The sequence below is a fragment of the Escherichia sp. E4702 genome (assembly GCF_963883545.1).
In the GTDB taxonomy this organism is placed as follows: Bacteria; Pseudomonadota; Gammaproteobacteria; order Enterobacterales; family Enterobacteriaceae; genus Escherichia.
On record NZ_CAWORF010000017.1, the window covers coordinates 371,355 to 388,235 of the forward strand.

The 16,881-nt window shown below is 52.2% G+C and carries 15 protein-coding genes and 2 pseudogenes; 11 read left to right on the forward strand and 6 right to left on the reverse strand.

Features of this window, described 5'->3' with window-relative positions:
• Positions 1–7: 7 nt before the first annotated feature.
• From rutD to rutG, 4 genes and pseudogenes are all read left to right on the forward strand, one after another.
• Positions 8–808, forward strand: coding sequence for a pyrimidine utilization protein D (gene rutD / locus AACU94_RS11185; RefSeq protein ID WP_135489438.1), 801 nt, complete (start codon positions 8–10; stop codon positions 806–808).
• 9 nt (positions 809–817) lie between these two features.
• A pseudogene (locus AACU94_RS11190) lies at positions 818–1,407 on the forward strand (malonic semialdehyde reductase).
• Positions 1,408–1,417: 10 nt separating this feature from the next.
• Positions 1,418–1,911, forward strand: a pseudogene (rutF, locus tag AACU94_RS11195) (NADH-dependent FMN reductase RutF).
• A 20-nt stretch (positions 1,912–1,931) separates the two neighbouring features.
• Positions 1,932–3,260 carry a pyrimidine utilization transport protein G gene (gene rutG / locus AACU94_RS11200; protein ID WP_135489439.1) on the forward strand — a complete coding sequence of 443 codons (1,329 nt, stop codon included), beginning with the start codon at positions 1,932–1,934 and terminating at the stop codon, positions 3,258–3,260.
• Between the two features lie 256 nt (positions 3,261–3,516).
• Here the strand turns inward: rutG and AACU94_RS11205 are convergent, their stop codons facing one another.
• The gene (locus AACU94_RS11205; protein WP_001273658.1) at positions 3,517–3,690 is read right to left on the reverse strand and encodes a con-10 family general stress protein; all 174 of its coding nucleotides are present in this window, start codon (positions 3,688–3,690) and stop codon (positions 3,517–3,519) included.
• Between the two features lie 377 nt (positions 3,691–4,067).
• Between AACU94_RS11205 and wrbA the strand changes: the two genes are divergently transcribed.
• The gene (gene wrbA / locus AACU94_RS11210; protein ID WP_001151442.1) at positions 4,068–4,664 is read left to right on the forward strand and encodes an NAD(P)H:quinone oxidoreductase; all 597 of its coding nucleotides are present in this window, start codon (positions 4,068–4,070) and stop codon (positions 4,662–4,664) included.
• A 20-nt stretch (positions 4,665–4,684) separates the two neighbouring features.
• Positions 4,685–4,912, forward strand: coding sequence for a YccJ family protein (locus tag AACU94_RS11215; RefSeq protein ID WP_001143120.1), 228 nt, complete (start codon positions 4,685–4,687; stop codon positions 4,910–4,912).
• A 219-nt stretch (positions 4,913–5,131) separates the two neighbouring features.
• Here the strand turns inward: AACU94_RS11215 and agp are convergent, their stop codons facing one another.
• Together agp and AACU94_RS11225 are read right to left on the reverse strand one after the other, a co-directional pair.
• Positions 5,132–6,358 (reverse strand): bifunctional glucose-1-phosphatase/inositol phosphatase, encoded by a 1,227-nt coding sequence (agp, locus tag AACU94_RS11220; protein WP_276606036.1) that lies wholly within the window; start codon positions 6,356–6,358, stop codon positions 5,132–5,134.
• A 165-nt stretch (positions 6,359–6,523) separates the two neighbouring features.
• Positions 6,524–7,957, reverse strand: a complete 1,434-nt coding sequence (locus AACU94_RS11225; RefSeq protein ID WP_135489442.1) for a gluconate:proton symporter — start codon at positions 7,955–7,957, stop codon at positions 6,524–6,526.
• A gap of 272 nt (positions 7,958–8,229) precedes the next feature.
• Between AACU94_RS11225 and AACU94_RS11230 the strand changes: the two genes are divergently transcribed.
• The 5 genes from AACU94_RS11230 to cbpM all read left to right on the forward strand — a co-directional run bounded on the left by AACU94_RS11230 (position 8,230) and on the right by cbpM (position 12,229).
• Entirely contained in the window at positions 8,230–9,144 is a 915-nt protein-coding gene (locus tag AACU94_RS11230) for a LysR family transcriptional regulator (protein WP_130215827.1), read from the forward strand.
• 50 nt (positions 9,145–9,194) lie between these two features.
• Entirely contained in the window at positions 9,195–10,448 is a 1,254-nt protein-coding gene (locus AACU94_RS11235) for a D-amino acid dehydrogenase (RefSeq protein WP_130258273.1), read from the forward strand.
• Positions 10,445–10,801 carry a RidA family protein gene (locus tag AACU94_RS11240; RefSeq protein ID WP_135489443.1) on the forward strand — a complete coding sequence of 119 codons (357 nt, stop codon included), beginning with the start codon at positions 10,445–10,447 and terminating at the stop codon, positions 10,799–10,801. Before AACU94_RS11235 ends, AACU94_RS11240 begins: the two co-directional genes overlap by 4 nt.
• Before the next feature lie 202 nt (positions 10,802–11,003).
• The gene (cbpA, locus tag AACU94_RS11245) at positions 11,004–11,924 is read left to right on the forward strand and encodes a curved DNA-binding protein (protein WP_130205426.1); all 921 of its coding nucleotides are present in this window, start codon (positions 11,004–11,006) and stop codon (positions 11,922–11,924) included.
• Positions 11,924–12,229 carry a chaperone modulator CbpM gene (gene cbpM / locus AACU94_RS11250; RefSeq protein WP_135489444.1) on the forward strand — a complete coding sequence of 102 codons (306 nt, stop codon included), beginning with the start codon at positions 11,924–11,926 and terminating at the stop codon, positions 12,227–12,229. Before cbpA ends, cbpM begins: the two co-directional genes overlap by 1 nt.
• 239 nt (positions 12,230–12,468) lie before the next feature.
• On the opposite strand, the gene torD is transcribed toward cbpM, so the two are convergent.
• From torD to torC, 3 genes are read right to left on the reverse strand one after another with little or no spacing between them, the layout of a single operon-like run.
• Positions 12,469–13,068 carry a molecular chaperone TorD gene (gene torD / locus AACU94_RS11255; RefSeq protein ID WP_135489445.1) on the reverse strand — a complete coding sequence of 200 codons (600 nt, stop codon included), beginning with the start codon at positions 13,066–13,068 and terminating at the stop codon, positions 12,469–12,471.
• Positions 13,065–15,611, reverse strand: a complete 2,547-nt coding sequence (torA, locus tag AACU94_RS11260; RefSeq protein ID WP_135489446.1) for a trimethylamine-N-oxide reductase TorA — start codon at positions 15,609–15,611, stop codon at positions 13,065–13,067. The genes torD and torA overlap by 4 nt, the downstream gene beginning before the upstream one ends.
• The gene (gene torC, locus AACU94_RS11265) at positions 15,611–16,783 is read right to left on the reverse strand and encodes a pentaheme c-type cytochrome TorC (RefSeq protein ID WP_130258269.1); all 1,173 of its coding nucleotides are present in this window, start codon (positions 16,781–16,783) and stop codon (positions 15,611–15,613) included. Before torC ends, torA begins: the two co-directional genes overlap by 1 nt.
• Positions 16,784–16,881 lie beyond the last annotated feature (98 nt).

Here is a 16,881-nt window from a genome sequence, read left to right on the forward strand (position 1 = left end):
GGCCGCGATGAAACTTTCACTCTCACCTCCCCCTTATGCTGATGCGCCCGTAGTGGTGTTGATTTCAGGTCTTGGCGGTAGCGGCAGTTACTGGTTACCGCAACTGGCGGTGCTGGATCAGGAGTATCAGGTAGTCTGTTACGACCAGCGCGGCACCGGCAATAATCCCGACACGCTGGCAGAAGATTACAGTATCGCCCAGATGGCAGCGGAACTGCATCAGGCGCTGGTAGCCGCAGGGATTGAGCGTTACGCGGTGGTCGGCCATGCGCTCGGTGCGCTGGTGGGAATGCAGCTGGCGCTGGATTATCCCACGTCGGTAACTGTGCTGGTCAGCGTTAACGGCTGGCTACGAATAAACGCCCATACGCGCCGCTGTTTTCAGGTTCGCGAACGATTACTGTATAGCGGCGGCGCACAGGCATGGGTGGAAGCGCAGCCGTTGTTCCTCTATCCCGCCGACTGGATGGCGGCCCGCGCACCTCGCCTGGAGGCAGAAGACGCGCTGGCACTGGCGCATTTTCAGGGCAAGAATAATTTACTGCGTCGACTTAACGCCCTCAAACGCGCTGACTTTAGTCACCATGCGGATCGCATCCGCTGCCCGGTGCAAATCATCTGCGCCAGTGATGATCTGCTGGTGCCATCAGCATGTTCCAGTGAGCTTCATGCCGCCCTGCCCGATAGCCAGAAAATGGTGATGCGCTATGGCGGACACGCCTGCAACGTGACCGATCCCGAAACGTTTAATGCTCTGTTACTCAACGGGCTTGCCAGCCTGTTACATCACCGTGAAGCCGCCCTGTAAGGAATTGCTATGAACGAAGCCGTTAGCCCTGGTGCGCTTAGCACCCTGTTCACCGATGCCCGCACTCACAACGGCTGGCGGGAGACACCCGTCAGCGATGAGACGCTACGGGAGATTTATGCCCTGATGAAATGGGGGCCGACATCAGCTAACTGTTCTCCGGCACGGATCGTGTTTATCCGCACGGCAGAAGGAAAAGAACGTCTGCGCCCGGCGCTTTCCAGCGGCAATCTGCAAAAAACCCTGACCGCGCCCGTCACCGCTATCGTCGCCTGGGACAGTGAATTTTATGAACGGTTACCGCAACTGTTTCCTCACGGCGATGCCCGCAGTTGGTTTACTTCCAGCCCGCAACTTGCCGAAGAAACAGCGTTTCGCAACAGCTCCATGCAGGCGGCCTATCTGATCGTTGCCTGCCGTGCGCTGGGGCTGGATACCGGCCCGATGTCGGGTTTCGACCGTCAACACGTGGACGACGCCTTTTTGCGGGCAGCACGCTGAAAAGCAATCTGCTGATTAATATCGGCTATGGCGATAGCAGCAAACTTTTTGCGCGCCTGCCACGTCTGTCCTTTGAAGAAGCCTGCGGGCTGTTGTAAGGAGCAAACTATGAACATTGTCGATCAACAAACTTTTCGCGATGCGATGTCCTGTATGGGCGCGGCGGTCAATATCATCACCACGGACGGTCCAGCCGGGCGCGCCGGGTTCACCGCCAGCGCCGTCTGCAGCGTGACCGACACGCCGCCCACATTACTGGTGTACCTGAATCGTGGGGCGTCCGTCTGGCCGGTATTCAATGAAAATCGAACGCTGTGTGTAAATACACTTAGCGCCGGGCAGGAGCCGCTTTCAAACCTTTTTGGCGGCAAAACGCCCATGGAACACCGCTTTGCCGCCGCCCGCTGGCAGACGGGTGTGACCGGATGCCCGCAACTGGAAGAGGCGCTGGTTTCGTTTGACTGCCGTATCAGCCAGGTGGTGAGCATCGGCACCCACGACATTCTGTTTTGCGCCATCGAGGCGATTCATCGTCACGCCACCCCCTACGGCTGGTGTGGTTCGATCGCAGTTATCACGCGCTGATGCGCCCTGCTTGTTAACCTCCTTAAGGAGACAGCTGATGGCAATGTTCGGTTTTCCTCACTGGCAGTTAAAATCGACCTCTACAGAGAGCGGCGTGGTCGCGCCGGATGAACGATTGCCGTTTGCTCAGACGGCAGTAATGGGCGTTCAACACGCGGTGGCGATGTTTGGCGCGACGGTGTTAATGCCTATCCTGATGGGGCTGGATCCCAATCTTTCCATTTTAATGTCGGGGATCGGCACGTTACTGTTTTTCTTTATTACCGGAGGACGCGTTCCCAGTTATCTCGGTTCCAGCGCGGCTTTTGTTGGTGTGGTGATTGCTGCAACGGGCTTTAACGGCCAGGGCATTAACCCGAATATCAGCATTGCGCTGGGCGGGATTATCGCCTGTGGGCTGGTTTATACCGTCATTGGCCTGGTGGTGATGAAGATCGGTACGCGCTGGATTGAACGCCTGATGCCGCCCGTAGTGACGGGCGCGGTGGTGATGGCGATTGGCCTGAACTTAGCGCCTATCGCGGTAAAAAGTGTATCGGCTTCGGGCTTTGATAGCTGGATGGCGGTAATGACGGTGCTGTGTATTGGGCTGGTGGCGGTGTTTACCCGTGGCATGATCCAGCGGTTGTTGATTCTCGTAGGGTTAATTGTCGCCTGTCTGCTGTATGGCGTGATGACCAACGTTTTAGGGCTGGGAAAAGCCGTCGATTTTACTCTCGTCAGTCATGCTGCCTGGTTCGGTCTGCCACATTTTTCCACTCCTGCTTTTAATGGTCAGGCAATGATGCTGATTGCGCCCGTGGCGGTGATTCTGGTGGCGGAAAACTTAGGTCATCTCAAGGCAGTCGCCGGGATGACCGGACGCAATATGGACCCGTATATGGGGCGGGCATTCGTCGGTGATGGGCTGGCAACGATGCTTTCCGGCTCTGTCGGCGGTAGCGGCGTGACCACCTATGCTGAAAATATCGGTGTGATGGCCGTGACGAAAGTCTACTCAACGCTGGTGTTTGTTGCTGCTGCCGTCATCGCCATGCTGTTGGGCTTTTCACCGAAATTTGGCGCGCTGATTCATACCATTCCTGCAGCGGTGATTGGTGGTGCATCAATTGTTGTGTTCGGGCTAATTGCCGTCGCAGGCGCGCGGATCTGGGTACAAAACCGTGTGGATTTAAGCCAGAACGGCAATTTGATAATGGTCGCGGTAACGTTAGTGCTGGGCGCGGGTGATTTTGCTCTCACGCTGGGCGGCTTCACGTTGGGAGGGATCGGCACGGCAACTTTTGGCGCGATTTTACTCAATGCGTTGTTAAGCAGAAAGTTGGTTGACGTTCCACCGCCAGAAGTTGTTCATCAGGAGCCATGAACAGAAAACCGCCGGGATTACCGGCGGTGCAGATTGTTGACAACGTACGCATTGTTCATGCCGGATGCGGCGTAAACGCCTTATCCGGCCTACAAAACAGTGCAAATTCAATATATTGCAATCTTCTGTTAGGCCTGATAAGCATCGCGCATCGGGCAAGCTTACATTTGTCATCAGTATCAACCGCCGGGTAACCGGCGGCGATGGCTTTTTGACGAGGTACAGACAAAAATGCATTCGTCATTGATTAGCCCGGCTAGTTGTCGCTTTTGCCGTGGCTGCTTTTGCCACCTTTTTTACCTGCTTCAGATGCGCGCTGCGGGTCATTTTTGAAATTCCCCCCGCTGTGCTGTCCACCTTTTTTACCTGCTTCTGATGCTCTTTCGCGGTCTTCTGCAAAATTACCTGAACCGCCTCGATGGTTTGCCATTACTGACCTCCGTCTTGATGTAGACATCATATTGCATTGCATAGAATTAACGCGGCGTATGGCGGTGCCATATTTTCGCTACGTGGGACTAAGCTTAGTGAACTGACGCGGGTGGACCCGCGTTTGGTAATATCCTGCAACAGGTTCTGCGCGAGAATAGATATCATTTCCAATAATTATCCATAAGCCTCTCTTATGATTAAAAAAAACGCTATGGGATAAAAATGTATCATTTTGCGACAAATTTACGCGCTTGTGAAAGTTGTTATAAATCAAATAAGTGGTTGTGAAATTTGCACTCTGAAAAGGACGTCTTATCTTTAAAAGAGTGGTAGCGAATCGCTACGGAATAGAGATAACACGAGGAGTGGTTAGAAATGGCTAAAGTTCTGGTGCTTTATTATTCCATGTACGGACATATCGAAACGATGGCGCGCGCAGTCGCTGAAGGCGCAAGCAAAGTCGATGGCGCAGAAGTTGTTGTTAAGCGTGTACCGGAAACCATGCAGCCGCAATTATTCGAAAAAGCAGGCGGTAAAACGCAAACTGCACCCGTTGCAACTCCGCAAGAACTGGCCGATTACGACGCCATTATTTTTGGTACGCCAACCCGCTTCGGCAATATGTCCGGGCAAATGCGTACCTTCCTCGACCAGACGGGCGGCCTGTGGGCTTCTGGCGCATTGTACGGAAAACTGGCGAGCGTCTTTAGCTCTACCGGCACTGGCGGCGGTCAGGAACAAACCATCACATCCACCTGGACGACACTTGCGCACCACGGCATGGTGATTGTCCCTATTGGCTACGCAGCGCAGGAACTTTTTGACGTCTCGCAGGTTCGCGGCGGAACGCCGTACGGCGCAACCACCATTGCAGGCGGTGACGGTTCACGCCAACCCAGCCAGGAAGAGTTGTCTATCGCACGTTATCAGGGGGAATATGTCGCTGGTCTGGCAGTTAAACTCAACGGCTAATCTTCAACAGGAGGATACGCATGCCAACTCAAGAAGCGAAAGCTCATCACGTGGGTGAATGGGCATCTCTGCGCAATACGTCGCCGGAAATAGCCGAGGCCATTTTCGAAGTCGCCGGGTACGACGAAAAAATGGCGGAAAAGATTTGGGAAGAAGGTAGCGATGAAGTGTTAGTCAAAGCCTTTGCTAAAACCGATAAAGATTCGCTTTTTTGGGGCGAACAGACCATCGAACGTAAAAACGTTTAATCAGCGACTCCCCCGCTTCTCGCGGGGGAACTTTCAAATTGTTGACAACGTGCGCTTTGTTCATGCCGGATGCGGCGTGAACGCCTTATCCGGCCTACATGATCGTGCAAATTCGATATAGTGCAATTCTCGGGTAGGCCTGATAAGCGTAGCGCATCAGGCAATCTCACGTTTGTCATCAATCTCATATTCCCCCGCTTCTCGCGGGGGAGCTTTCTGTTATTTCACCGCTTCATTCAACACGCTATCAAACTTATCCATTGGGCAAAAACCGTTGGCATCTATCGGGCAGCCGGTTAATTCCAGCGTCACACGCTGCGCAGGGGCCTGCAACGTTAACGCATCGGCATTACGCAACTGTTCCGAACTCTGGTACACATACTCGATTTTCATCAAATCGCGATTAGCTTTGCTGTCATGCCAACGCTGGAAAACGATTTTGCCGCCAATCGGCGTGCGTTCGTTCTGGTCATGCAACTGATACGGTTTGAAATCCAGCGCCGTTAACAGAGAGGCAATGTTTGAGTCGTGCCCAACCAGCACTGTGATTTTCGGCGCACTGGCACGATCGGTAACCAGGGCTTTGTCGATATAACTGACCAGCGGTTTCGCGACATTACGCGCCACTTCCGGTGAAGTAAACAGGCTATCCTGGTAACCGTTTTTCAGTTTCGACAACACTTTCCATTGTTGATCTGATTTGATTTCCCCCCAGGCCACCTGATCCATCGGGAAACCTTCGTAGTATTGCAGGGTGAACGCGTCCACCAGCGAGTTGCCCACTTTTAGCGGCCCGGAAACGCCTGGTTCTTGTTGATACTTCGCGCTAAAGATATTTTTACCGTCCACCAGCGAACACTGCTGTTTCTCTTTGCAGGCTGGTGAATCTTTATAGTTAACGATTTTTTCCAGTAACTGGTAGCTGTCGGTAAGCTGAAGTTTGCCGAGCTCTTTTTCCATTGCCGCTACCGCCTGCTCACTGAATGCGGCGGAATCATCGGTGATCACCGGGTTAAAGGTTGGGTCCATAGTGCCCATTTTTTCCTGGTGATGAACAGGAATATCACACCCAGGGAATGCGCCGGTAATAAAGAACTGTGCGGTCGCAACGGTTCGTTGCAGACTATTGGCATAGGCATAAACGGTGTCCGGCGGCGGGCATTCACCCGTTTTCACTATTCCCTGCTCTGCCAGCCACTCACGCATGTAATGGCCCATATACACTTCCAGCACGCCGCCTTTGGTCGTGAGTTGTCCACCGGGAACATCCCACTCCGGCCATTTATTCGGCGTCGACTGCTCAAGCACACTGCCATTATTTGCCAGAGGCGCACGTAAGTTATGACGGCTCATGAGTAGCACTTGCTGTAATTGATAGCCTTCCGGCACGGTCTGTGCCTGAGCATTCGAAGAGAGTAAAACCATCCCAGCCACGGCCGCAGCGATTAGCGTTTTTTTTCATTCCCATCACCTCTTTAGTTATCAATCAATTAAGAGTGTGACAGAAATATGGCATTTTTCCGGGAACAGGTTCGCAATTTAGCAGATGACGAGGCGGGAAACCGTCAGGCGATAACGGACAATAGTCGCGCTATCGCCTGGTTTGTATCGTTAAACTAATATCTGAAACAGCAAGGCAAAAAGAATGATATTGGCAATGACAATGGCCCAACCGTTATAAAGCATATATTTCAGGTGAGTTGATTGTGCCAGCCCCATTTGACCGAACATATCCGATGAAGGGAAAGGCCCAAACCAGTCCACTTGCGATGAGGCTAATAATACTGCCGTTGTACCCTGTGGCGGCACTCCCGCAGCCATCAACATCGGACCAAATATTTTATGCGTGAAGGTCATCTGAGCAACAGCAGCACCTGGCACATGACCGATAATGTTAAAGGCAAAAATGCAGAAGCAAAGCCATGCCGGAGATATCCCGGTTAACAGTGGTTGTGTGTATTCGAGCAATCCCTGATACGCCTGCAGGCTATCCATAAGTTCCAGAATCGGGTTATACAGCCAGTAGAGCAGAAACATCCACACCAGTCTGCCACAGCCTTTATACAGCGCTTGCAGGATCCCGGTTGGGCTTAATCCGCCCACCAGCCCGGTGATCAACGCCACCAACAGCATAACGATAATGGCAAAACTAAAACCTGCTTTTATCACTACACCGATTACCGCCATCACAATAATGGTTGCAGCAAATGCCAGGGCGCTGAGTTTGCGACGACGATCGCGGGCAGGATCCTCTTCTTCCTGAGTTTTCTCTGAGAGATCCACTTCGTAGTGTAATTTTCCTTCCGTCATCTTCTGAATTCGCCCGGCCATTATCCAGCCAGCAAATAACGTCACGGCGCTCATTGGCAGCCCGACGTACATCAGGTATTGCGGATAAGTCAGGCCGCCGAGTTGTAAAATCGTCACGGTACTGGGAGTAAATGGCCCGGTAAACAATCCCACTGACCCCGCCGTCATCATCAGTGCAGCCACTGTAGGCGGTGTCAGCCGTACTGCCGCCGCCACGGGAATAATCACCGCAACAATAATGGCGTTGCCGCCTGCCATAGTACCCAGCGCGCCACAGATGAGAATGGATGAGACGACGATACCAAATTTGACCCGTGTCTGGCTGGAAAGCCCGATACGATGCACCACAAATTTGACCAGTTCAACGGCGGCTCCGGTACGTGTTGCCACTTCACCTACGCCTGCGCCAAGCATAATGATCAAACCAACAGTGGCGATAAACGATCCCGTCGATTTTGCCAGCATGGCGCCCATTTCAGGTAAGCCGGTGGAAGTCATTATCATCGCAATAATAATCGATGAAATAACCGCCAGAACAATATCGACGCCTATCAACGAGAGCACCGCTAACGCCACCAGTGGTGTAAAACCAAGCAGTCCGAGTTCATTACCTGGACGCCCCTGGCACCAGAACGCTATCAGTAAAAATGCAATCAATAACAAGCCAATAATGACATTCTTTTTGGTGATATTTTGTCTGGTTAGTGAACCACCAGCGAGCATTGAGTCACTCATATAACTCCTTAACCCCATCGAATCGACTTTCAATATCAGCCGATATATTTGGACAGCTCAGAAAATATCCCCCCTCGTTATTATTGTTAGCAAAATGCACTGAGGGTTTGTCCGGGTACTACAGGTATTATTCTGAGTTCGTAATTAACCCCTTTAGGTGGGCAAATAACGCATTGTTACCAGAACAGGCGTTACGCATTAAATTTATGTTAACTTAGTGTTACCATGAAATGACTTTTTATCTATCGTCTATAACTCTGGGTTAACTCTTAATGAAACTGCGCCACCTGGAAATCTTCTATGCTGTGATGACATGCGGGACACTTTCACGGGCAGCGGAATCGCTGAATATTTCCCAGCCGGCCGCCAGTAAAGCGTTAAAAAACGCTGAGCAAAAACTCGGTTTTCAGCTCTTTCAGCGAGTTCGTGGCAAGCTTCTTCCAACCAGCGAAGCGATCACACTTTTTGAAAAAGCGCAGTCGATTTATCACGAACTCGACAACCTGCGACTGCTGGCCGATAACCTGACGCGAGATCCGCGAGCCAGAATAGCCCTGGGATGCCTGCCAAGCCTGGGATTAAGTCTGGTGCCGGAAATAGTCACGGCGTTTTACCAGCAGAATGCGAATCTGGTCATGACACTGACGACAGAGCACACTGAAACGCTGGTTAAAAAACTTGATCTGCGTGAGATTGATCTGGCCCTGACGCTACAGCCGATTCAACAGGGGGAAATTATGACGACGCTGATCGCCGAAGTTCCGCTGGTTTATATCGACCGGGACTATCGCCAGGGCGCAGTAGAAATAGACAAGATTGACCAACAACGCTGGATTTCTCCCGGCCCTCATTCCCTTTCCGATGCAATAGCTAAACGACGTGATTTTTTGACGACGCGCCTGAATGTCCAGACCTATTACATGGCCACGGAATTTGTAAAACGCGGAATGGGATGCAGTATTACCGATATTTTCTCTGCCCGTCATAACCTCCCGGCAGAGACGATTCACCCCATCGCCCCGCCAATGAAAATTGACCTTTGCTTGCTACGCCGCGCCGACGTTTCACTTAGCCCCATTACACAAAAATTTGTCGATTTCCTCTGTCAGCAATTACGTCTCCAGCTGCGAGCCATTAACCTTGAGTTATACCCTGAAAATAAAAAGTCAATTGCCCCTCAGGTCTAAATGCTTTGACATAACCCCAACGCATTTATTAGCGGTGGATATCTCAGGTGATGAAAAAACGCATTGTAATTATTGGCGGCGGGGTAATTGGTCTGGCAACAGCATGGGTGCTGGTAAAACAGGGCCATCAGGTGCAATTGTTAGAACGCAACAGCCAGGCAGGCGTCGCCACCAGTTTCGCTAATGGTGGGCAACTCAGTTATCGCTACGTTGCTCCTCTGGCGGATAAAGGCGTACCGATGCAGGGAATTAAATGGATGGGGAAAAGCGACTCCCCCCTCAATATGCGTTTGCGCATGTCATTTAGCCAGTGGCGCTGGTTGCTGGAATTTTTACTGGCCTGCAATAGCCGGACAAATAAACTCAATGGCGACCATATTTTACGCTTATCACTGTTAAGCCGTCAGGTCATGGAAGAGTGGCTGCTGGAAGATAATCTTGATGATTTTCACTGGCGCCGTTCTGGCAAACTGATTATTCATCGCCGCCCGCAAGATTTAGCCAAAGCGGCAAAAGGCATTAATCCGCAATTTCAACAGGCTTTGTCACGCGAAGAGTGCGTTCATCTTGAACCAGCACTAAAACATATTGGTCATTCATTGTGTGGCGGTATTTACTCCCCCGGCGATGAAACGGCGGACTGCTATAAGTTCTGCCAGGCATTACTTGCCAAACTTAATGCCAGCGCAAATTTTTCGCTACAAACCGATTGTGAAGTTTTGCAGTTGAATAAAAAAGGCGAGCGCATTGATTCCATCACCACCAGCACAGGAACACTGGTTGCTGATGATTATGTCGTTGCCGCGGGTAATGGCAGTAAGCATTTACTTGCCGAAACCGGGACTCACGTACCGCTCTGCGGTCTGAAAGGTTACAGTCTGACGCTCCCCTTCCCACAAGAAATGGGGATCGCACCGCAAATCAGTGTCACCGACTATGGTCATAAAATTGTCTATGCCCGCCTCGGTGAGCGGTTGCGTATCGCCGCCATGGTCGATATTGGCTATGACGGAAATGAATTGCGCCCTGAACGAATCAATGCCTTAAAGCAGATCGTAGCTAACAGTTTTCCGCAACTGCAAGGTATCGATGATGCTGAATTATGGACAGGTATGCGTCCATCCACCCCTGCGGGTCCGCCACTATTAGGACGGGCGAAGTATCAAAATCTGTGGATGAATCTTGGTCAGGGCAGTCTGGGCTTTACGCTGGCGGCGGGTAGTGCCGTGGTGTTAGGCGCGCTGCTGTCGGGCGAAGATCCTACAATTTCCCTTGATGGACTGACATGGAGCCAATCAGCTTGAATATCAAACGTAATAACCCACAACCTCGTCTTGCCGCCAGTGTGGAATATGGCAATCTTGTATTTCTCTCCGGTCAGACACCGAAGAGCAATACGCCTTACATCGCGCAACAAACGCGCGAAGTGCTGGAGAAAATCGACGCATTACTTGCTGAAGCTGGCAGTGATAAATTTCATCTCTTGTCCGCTCAGGTATGGCTGAAAGATATCAGCCGCGATTTTGCCGATTTCAACGACGTATGGGTTAACTGGCTGCCAGAAGGATATAGCCCGGCACGTGCTGCCGTGCAGGCTGAGATGGCCCGCCCGGAGATTCTGGTTGAAGTGATGGTCACTGCGGTAAAAGCCGGATAATTCACCATTTTCCGCCCCCTGACAACGTCGTCATGGGGCTTAAACACCCCCTCTTTTACCTGCCAAAATTCAGGCTGAAAATATCATTTTTAGTTATGTTTTTATCACTGGCCTACGATTTTTTCTGATTTCCCCTACACTTAACTCTGATACCTTGTCAGGGGTTTCCCTTTGTCTGTATTGATTTACGCGAGATAACGCTATGGAATTAAAGGATTATTACGCCATCATGGGTGTGAAACCGACGGACGATCTCAAGACAATCAAGACCGCCTATCGTCGACTGGCCCGCAAATACCATCCAGATGTCAGCAAAGAGCCCGATGCCGAAGCCCGCTTCAAAGAGGTCGCTGAAGCCTGGGAAGTGTTAAGTGATGAACAGCGTCGCGCTGAATATGATCAGATGTGGCAGCATCGCAACGATCCGCAATTCAACCGCCAGTTCCAGCATGGCGACGGTCAGAGTTTCAATGCCGAAGATTTTGACGATATCTTCTCGTCAATTTTCGGTCAACATGCCCGCCAGAGCCGTCAACGCCCCGCCACACGTGGCCACGATATTGAAATTGAAGTTGCGGTATTCCTGGAAGAAACGCTTACTGAGCACAAACGTACCATCAGCTATAACCTGCCGGTTTATAACGCCTTTGGCATGATCGAACAGGAAATCCCGAAAACGCTGAATGTGAAGATCCCGGCGGGCGTCGGCAATGGCCAACGTATCCGCCTGAAAGGCCAGGGGACGCCAGGCGAAAACGGTGGTCCAAATGGCGACCTGTGGCTGGTGATTCATATAGCCCCGCATCCGTTGTTTGATATTGTCGGTCAGGATCTGGAAATTGTGGTGCCGGTTAGCCCGTGGGAAGCGGCTCTGGGTAGCAAAGTCACTGTACCAACCCTGAAAGAAAGCATTTTGTTGACCATTCCGCCAGGCAGTCAGGCCGGGCAACGATTGCGCATTAAAGGCAAAGGTCTGGTAAGCAAAAAACAGACTGGTGACTTGTATGCGGTACTGAAAATCGTCATGCCGCCGAAACCGGATGAAAATACTGCCGCGCTGTGGCAACAACTGGCAGACGCCCAGTCGTCTTTTGATCCACGTAAAGATTGGGGGAAAGCATAATGGCTCATGTTACGGTGACTTTTACCATTACCGAATTTTGCCTGCATACCGGCATTTCTGAAGAGGATTTGAATGAAATTGTCGGTTTGGGGGTGGTTGAACCGAGAGAGATCCAGGAAACAACCTGGGTATTTGATGACCATGCCGCCATTGTGGTGCAACGCGCGGTACGTCTGCGTCAAGAACTGGCGCTGGACTGGCCTGGGATCGCGGTGGCGCTGACGTTAATGGATGATATTGCACATCTGAAACAGGAAAACCGTCTGTTACGCCAGCGGCTTTCCCGGTTTGTGGCTCACCCGTGAGTGTGGCTGCCGGATGCGATGACGCATCTTAGCCGGTCTACAAAGATCACCGTTCCCGTAGGCCGGATAAGGCGTTCACGCCGCATTCGGCGGCGCTGCCATAATGCCTGATGCGACGCTTAACGCGTCTTATCAGACCTACAAAAATCACCGTTCCCGTAGGCCGGATAAGGCGTTCACGCCGCATCCGGCGGTTGTGCCATAATGCCTGATGCGACGCTTAACGCGTCTTATCAGGCCTACCAATCGGCATTATCTCTATTGGTTATCGCAAGCAATAACTGGCTTAGTGCCGCGTAAAAACCAAAGCTGTCATACTGATGGCAACGCACAGCAAACTCTGGTAACCATTGCCGCAGCGCCGTCAGTGTTTTTTGCCGCAGATTGTCGATTCTTCGCGCAGGAACGGTTCCCTCTCCGAGCGAAAAATACAGATGACTCAACAACTCCAGATAGATCGCCAGATGATCTGCCGGTTCGTTAAAATTGCCACTGGTTTCCATACCTGCCTCAGCTAACAAGCGTTTAATCTCTTGCTCGTCCTGTTTATAGGCCGAAGCATACGGCAGCGCCGCTTGTTTGTCGGTCATCAGAAACAGGCCGCAAAAGTCAGCGGCCAGTTCCAGACGGGCATCGTCACGTACCGTCAAGGCGGCGATTTTAGCTTCCAGTTCGTTCACCGCCGCAGCCAGCGGCGGTTCGCTTTTCAGCAAAGAAAACCATTCAGCCATCTGCACACTGGCGATTTGCGTCAGTTGTTCATCATCCAGTTCACGGGAGAACAACTGCGCCAGCCAAGCGTAAACACAGGCAATCTGTTGTGGCGTAAGGATAGTCATGATTTCACCTGTGACGCCGGAACATATTCGCACTGCGCCACCATCTCTACGGGACCATCAAACGCCGTCACCTGCTCCACTGTTCCGCTGTACTTCTCAATTTCCACCAGCGTAGTGTGCGCACTGGTCGCCTGCGCTAGCTGCGAAGTACCGATGTCGATGGTCAACACGTTGGGGTTACCGTATTTACACAGCGCACCAGGCTCGCCGCCTTTATCTGGATCGTACCATGCCCCTTCATGAATTCGCGCCACACCGGGTGCATAGCGGTCAGAAACTACTGCCCCTGCCAACACCTGACCGCGAGCGTTAAAGACGCGTACCACATCACCGTTACGAATGCCGCGCGCGCTGGCATCCTGCGGGTTAATGAACACTGGCTCTTTACCTGCTACCATATATTGCTGACGCAGCGTTTCCGACTCACATAACTGCGAGTGAAGTCGGAAATCCGGATGCACAGATTGCAGATGCAACGGATATTTCTGCGAGCCGGGCCCACCGTGGGAGCGTTCGATTTTCTCAAACCACATCGGATGTCCCTGACAATCGTCATAGTTCATGTCGGCAATGGTTTTCGAGTAGATCTCAATCAGGCCACTCGGCGTGCCCAGCGGTTCGAGATCCGGATCTTCGCGGAATGCCTGGTGGCGAACAAACATCTGCGGATGGTCAAACTCGACGTACTCTTTGTTATTCCAGAAGTCATCAAACGCTGGCAGATGAACGCCGCGTCCTTTGCCTTGTTGTACACCTTCCTGCCAGATGCGTTTCAGCCAGCCCATTTCGTCCAGCCCTTCGGTAAAGGCTTCTTCGCGATTAAAGCGACGGCACAGCTCGCGGAAAATATCAAAGTCGTTACGCGCCTCGAACTGCGGCGGCACGGCCTGTTTCATGGCGATAATGCCACGGTTGGAGTGGTTGCCGTACTGGTCGAGATCGTTACGCTCAAACTGCGTGGTCGCAGGCAGCACGATATCGGCAAAGCGGCAGGTTGAGGTCCACTGGTTATCTATGGCGATAACCGTTTCCAGCTTGCGCCAGCCTTCAATAATGCGATTGATCTGCTGATGGCGATGGAACGGGTTAGTTCCGGCAAAAATACACATTTTCAGCGGCGGCAGTTTTACCGATTTACCATTCCAGTTGATTACTTTCCCCGGTTCGAGGATCGCATCGACAAAACGGGCAATCGGAATGGTACTGCTGTAGCCTTTGTAGTCGCTGTTGTCGTGGACAGGCGGAATCGACGTTGAGCCGGAGAAACCGCTCAGAATGACGCCTTTACGCCCCGGCGTGCCTGCACCGTTATAGTGCCAGCCAAAACCAAAGCCACCGCCCGGCAGGCCAATTTGTCCCAGCATCGCCGCCAGAACCACAACCATCCACGCCCACTGTTCACCGTGCTGCATACGCTGTACGCACCAGCCAGCAATAATCTGCGTTCTGTTGGCCGCCATCTGCCGCGCCAGCCCGCGAATGGTTTCGGCATCAATGCCAGTCAGTTTTTCAGCCCATGCGGCATCTTTCGGCTGACCGTCTTTCTCGCCCAACAGATAGGGCAGAAACTGCTCAAAGCCCACGCAGTAGTTAGCGAGGAAGTTTTTGTCGTACAGGTTTTCGCTGTACAACGTATGCGCCAGCGCCAGTTGCAGCGGCACGTCAGTTTGCGGGTTAACCGCAATGTGCTTCACATGCTCGCGCCCCAGATACTCATGGGTGGATGTGACAACCGGATCGATGCTGATGACCTCAATTTCACCGGCTGCGACTTTCGCTTTTAGCTGCTCGTAATATTCATAAACATCGTGATCCGGGCACCACCAGTTTGCCTGCTGGTTTTTCAGCAAATCGGAGCCCCACAGCACAATGGTTTTGCTGTTCTGCAAGACCAGTGGCCAGGAGGTTTGCTGTTCATACACTTCCATGGAGCCAACGACACGCGGCAGGATCACCTGCGCAGCACCGGTGGAGTAATCCCCGCCGGTACCAACGCTATTACCATGCAAGGCAATAGCTTTCGCCAGCATCCCCGAAGCGTTATGGAACATCCCCGTCGATTGCCAACCGCTGGCGGTCAGCAAGGCACTCGGCCCGTGAGTTTTCTGTACGCGTTCCAGTTCTTCATAGAACATGTCGAGGGCTTCATCCCAGCTCACGCGCACAAAACGGTTATCACCGCGCTGGGAGGTGTCGCTCAGATGGCGCTTACGCAGCCAGTCCACGCGTACCATCGGATAACGAATACGCGCCGCGTTGTGTACGTGGTCAGGCAATCCGGCGATCATTTTCGACGGATATTTATCCAGTTCGAACGGTTTTGCCGCCACAAAGCGCCCCTCCTTCACCGTCGCGCGGATAGCCCCCCAGTGCGAGCCGGTAAGAATGCCCTCTTTCGAGGTGACGGCCTCAGTCGCCGCTTGCGCCGCAGTCGCACGGCGCGGCGTTAACAATGACGGCCCCAGCATCCCGGCGACAGTTAAGCCGCCGAGTTGTGCCAGAAAACGCCGACGTGATGCCTGAAAGAGATCGTTATTGTTCATTATTTTTCTTCCTTCTTATCGCCGTGAGCCTTACCTGCGGTGTCAGACGCATTCATTTGCAGATATTTCAACAAGGTGCGTTCTTCACGTTTATCGAGGCTGGTAAAGCCAATCATGCCGTTGAGCGTGCCGATCCAACCGTTAGCGTCAAAGTGGGATATTTCCGGTGCGCCGTGGCACTGGTTACAGGTGCCGTTGTACAGCGAATCCGCATAAGCCCAGATCGGTTTGATATCGTTCACCATATCGCCTTTCTTCATCCACGCGGTGGCCTGCAACTTGCTCCACTCGGTATTGGTGTCGGCAACGGTGGTTTTCTCCAGCGTTTTCACCTGCTGCTGCACATCGCCACGAATCGAGGCAACAAAGATACGTTTACCTGGGAATTGGGTGAGTACACGCTGACGTCCGGCGCTTTCCGTCCAGCCGGTAATTTCAATTTGCAGCCAGTCGCCGTCACGTTTAAGGACTTTCACTTCCGAGGCGGGCAGCAGAGAACCAGACGCTTCTTTATCGCCTTTCGCCGCATAAATCGGCTTAATATCAATGGAGTACAGTGTGTCACCACTATCATTAGCACTGGCGCGCAGCTCATCGAACTGCTTACGGAAGCCGCTACTCATATCCGGTAACTGGTGGGCAATACCTTTATGACAGTCAATGCAGGATTGATTATCTTTCGCTGCCACCTTCATCTGACGTGCCGCTTCAGGATGCTGCTTCGCATGATCCATCGCATCGTAGTTATGGCAGGAGCGGCAGGTTGCCGAGTTGTTTTCTTTCATTCGCGCCCATTCACGCTCGGCAAGTTCCGCGCGTTTGGCTTCGAATTTCTCAGGTGTATCAATGGAGTGGGCAATAAAGGTCTGGTAGATATCGTTGCTCGCTTCCAGTTTGCGCTTCACCATGCCTGGAATATCCGGCGGGATATGACAGTCATGGCATTCAGCTCGCACGCCGGAGGCGTTCTGGAAATGCACCGACTGTTTATATTCTTCATACACCGGTTGCATACTGTGGCAACTGACACAAAATTCGGTTGTGCTGGTGACTTTGATCCCAACGTGTGGCAATACAATCAGCGCAATGCCAATCACAATCCCAATAGCGACCAGCGCCAGTACCGACCAACGAGCACTGGGTCGGCGTAGCACGTTCCAGAGTTTCCGCATAATAGCCCCTGTAAAATTATGGTTTAGTGAAGCGATCTTAATGAGCAAATATGAACAGCGGCACTGGTCAGGATGAACGGCTTACGGCAGAATATGAA

Bases quoted from the DNA above. Each gene is read 5' to 3' on its own strand.
- rutD (WP_135489438.1), top strand. From the start codon at position 8: ATGAAACTTTCACTCTCACCTCCCCCTTATGCTGATGCGCCCGTAGTG.
- AACU94_RS11215 (WP_001143120.1), top strand. From the start codon at position 4,685: ATGCCAACTCAAGAAGCGAAAGCTCATCACGTGGGTGAATGGGCATCT.
- torC (WP_130258269.1), bottom strand. From the start codon at position 16,783: ATGCGGAAACTCTGGAACGTGCTACGCCGACCCAGTGCTCGTTGGTCG.
- cbpM (WP_135489444.1), top strand. From the start codon at position 11,924: ATGGCTCATGTTACGGTGACTTTTACCATTACCGAATTTTGCCTGCAT.
- rutG (WP_135489439.1), top strand. From the start codon at position 1,932: ATGGCAATGTTCGGTTTTCCTCACTGGCAGTTAAAATCGACCTCTACA.
- AACU94_RS11205 (WP_001273658.1), bottom strand. From the start codon at position 3,690: ATGGCAAACCATCGAGGCGGTTCAGGTAATTTTGCAGAAGACCGCGAA.
- AACU94_RS11230 (WP_130215827.1), top strand. From the start codon at position 8,230: ATGAAACTGCGCCACCTGGAAATCTTCTATGCTGTGATGACATGCGGG.
- torD (WP_135489445.1), bottom strand. From the start codon at position 13,068: ATGACTATCCTTACGCCACAACAGATTGCCTGTGTTTACGCTTGGCTG.
- cbpA (WP_130205426.1), top strand. From the start codon at position 11,004: ATGGAATTAAAGGATTATTACGCCATCATGGGTGTGAAACCGACGGAC.
- AACU94_RS11235 (WP_130258273.1), top strand. From the start codon at position 9,195: ATGAAAAAACGCATTGTAATTATTGGCGGCGGGGTAATTGGTCTGGCA.
- wrbA (WP_001151442.1), top strand. From the start codon at position 4,068: ATGGCTAAAGTTCTGGTGCTTTATTATTCCATGTACGGACATATCGAA.
- AACU94_RS11225 (WP_135489442.1), bottom strand. From the start codon at position 7,957: ATGAGTGACTCAATGCTCGCTGGTGGTTCACTAACCAGACAAAATATC.
- torA (WP_135489446.1), bottom strand. From the start codon at position 15,611: ATGAACAATAACGATCTCTTTCAGGCATCACGTCGGCGTTTTCTGGCA.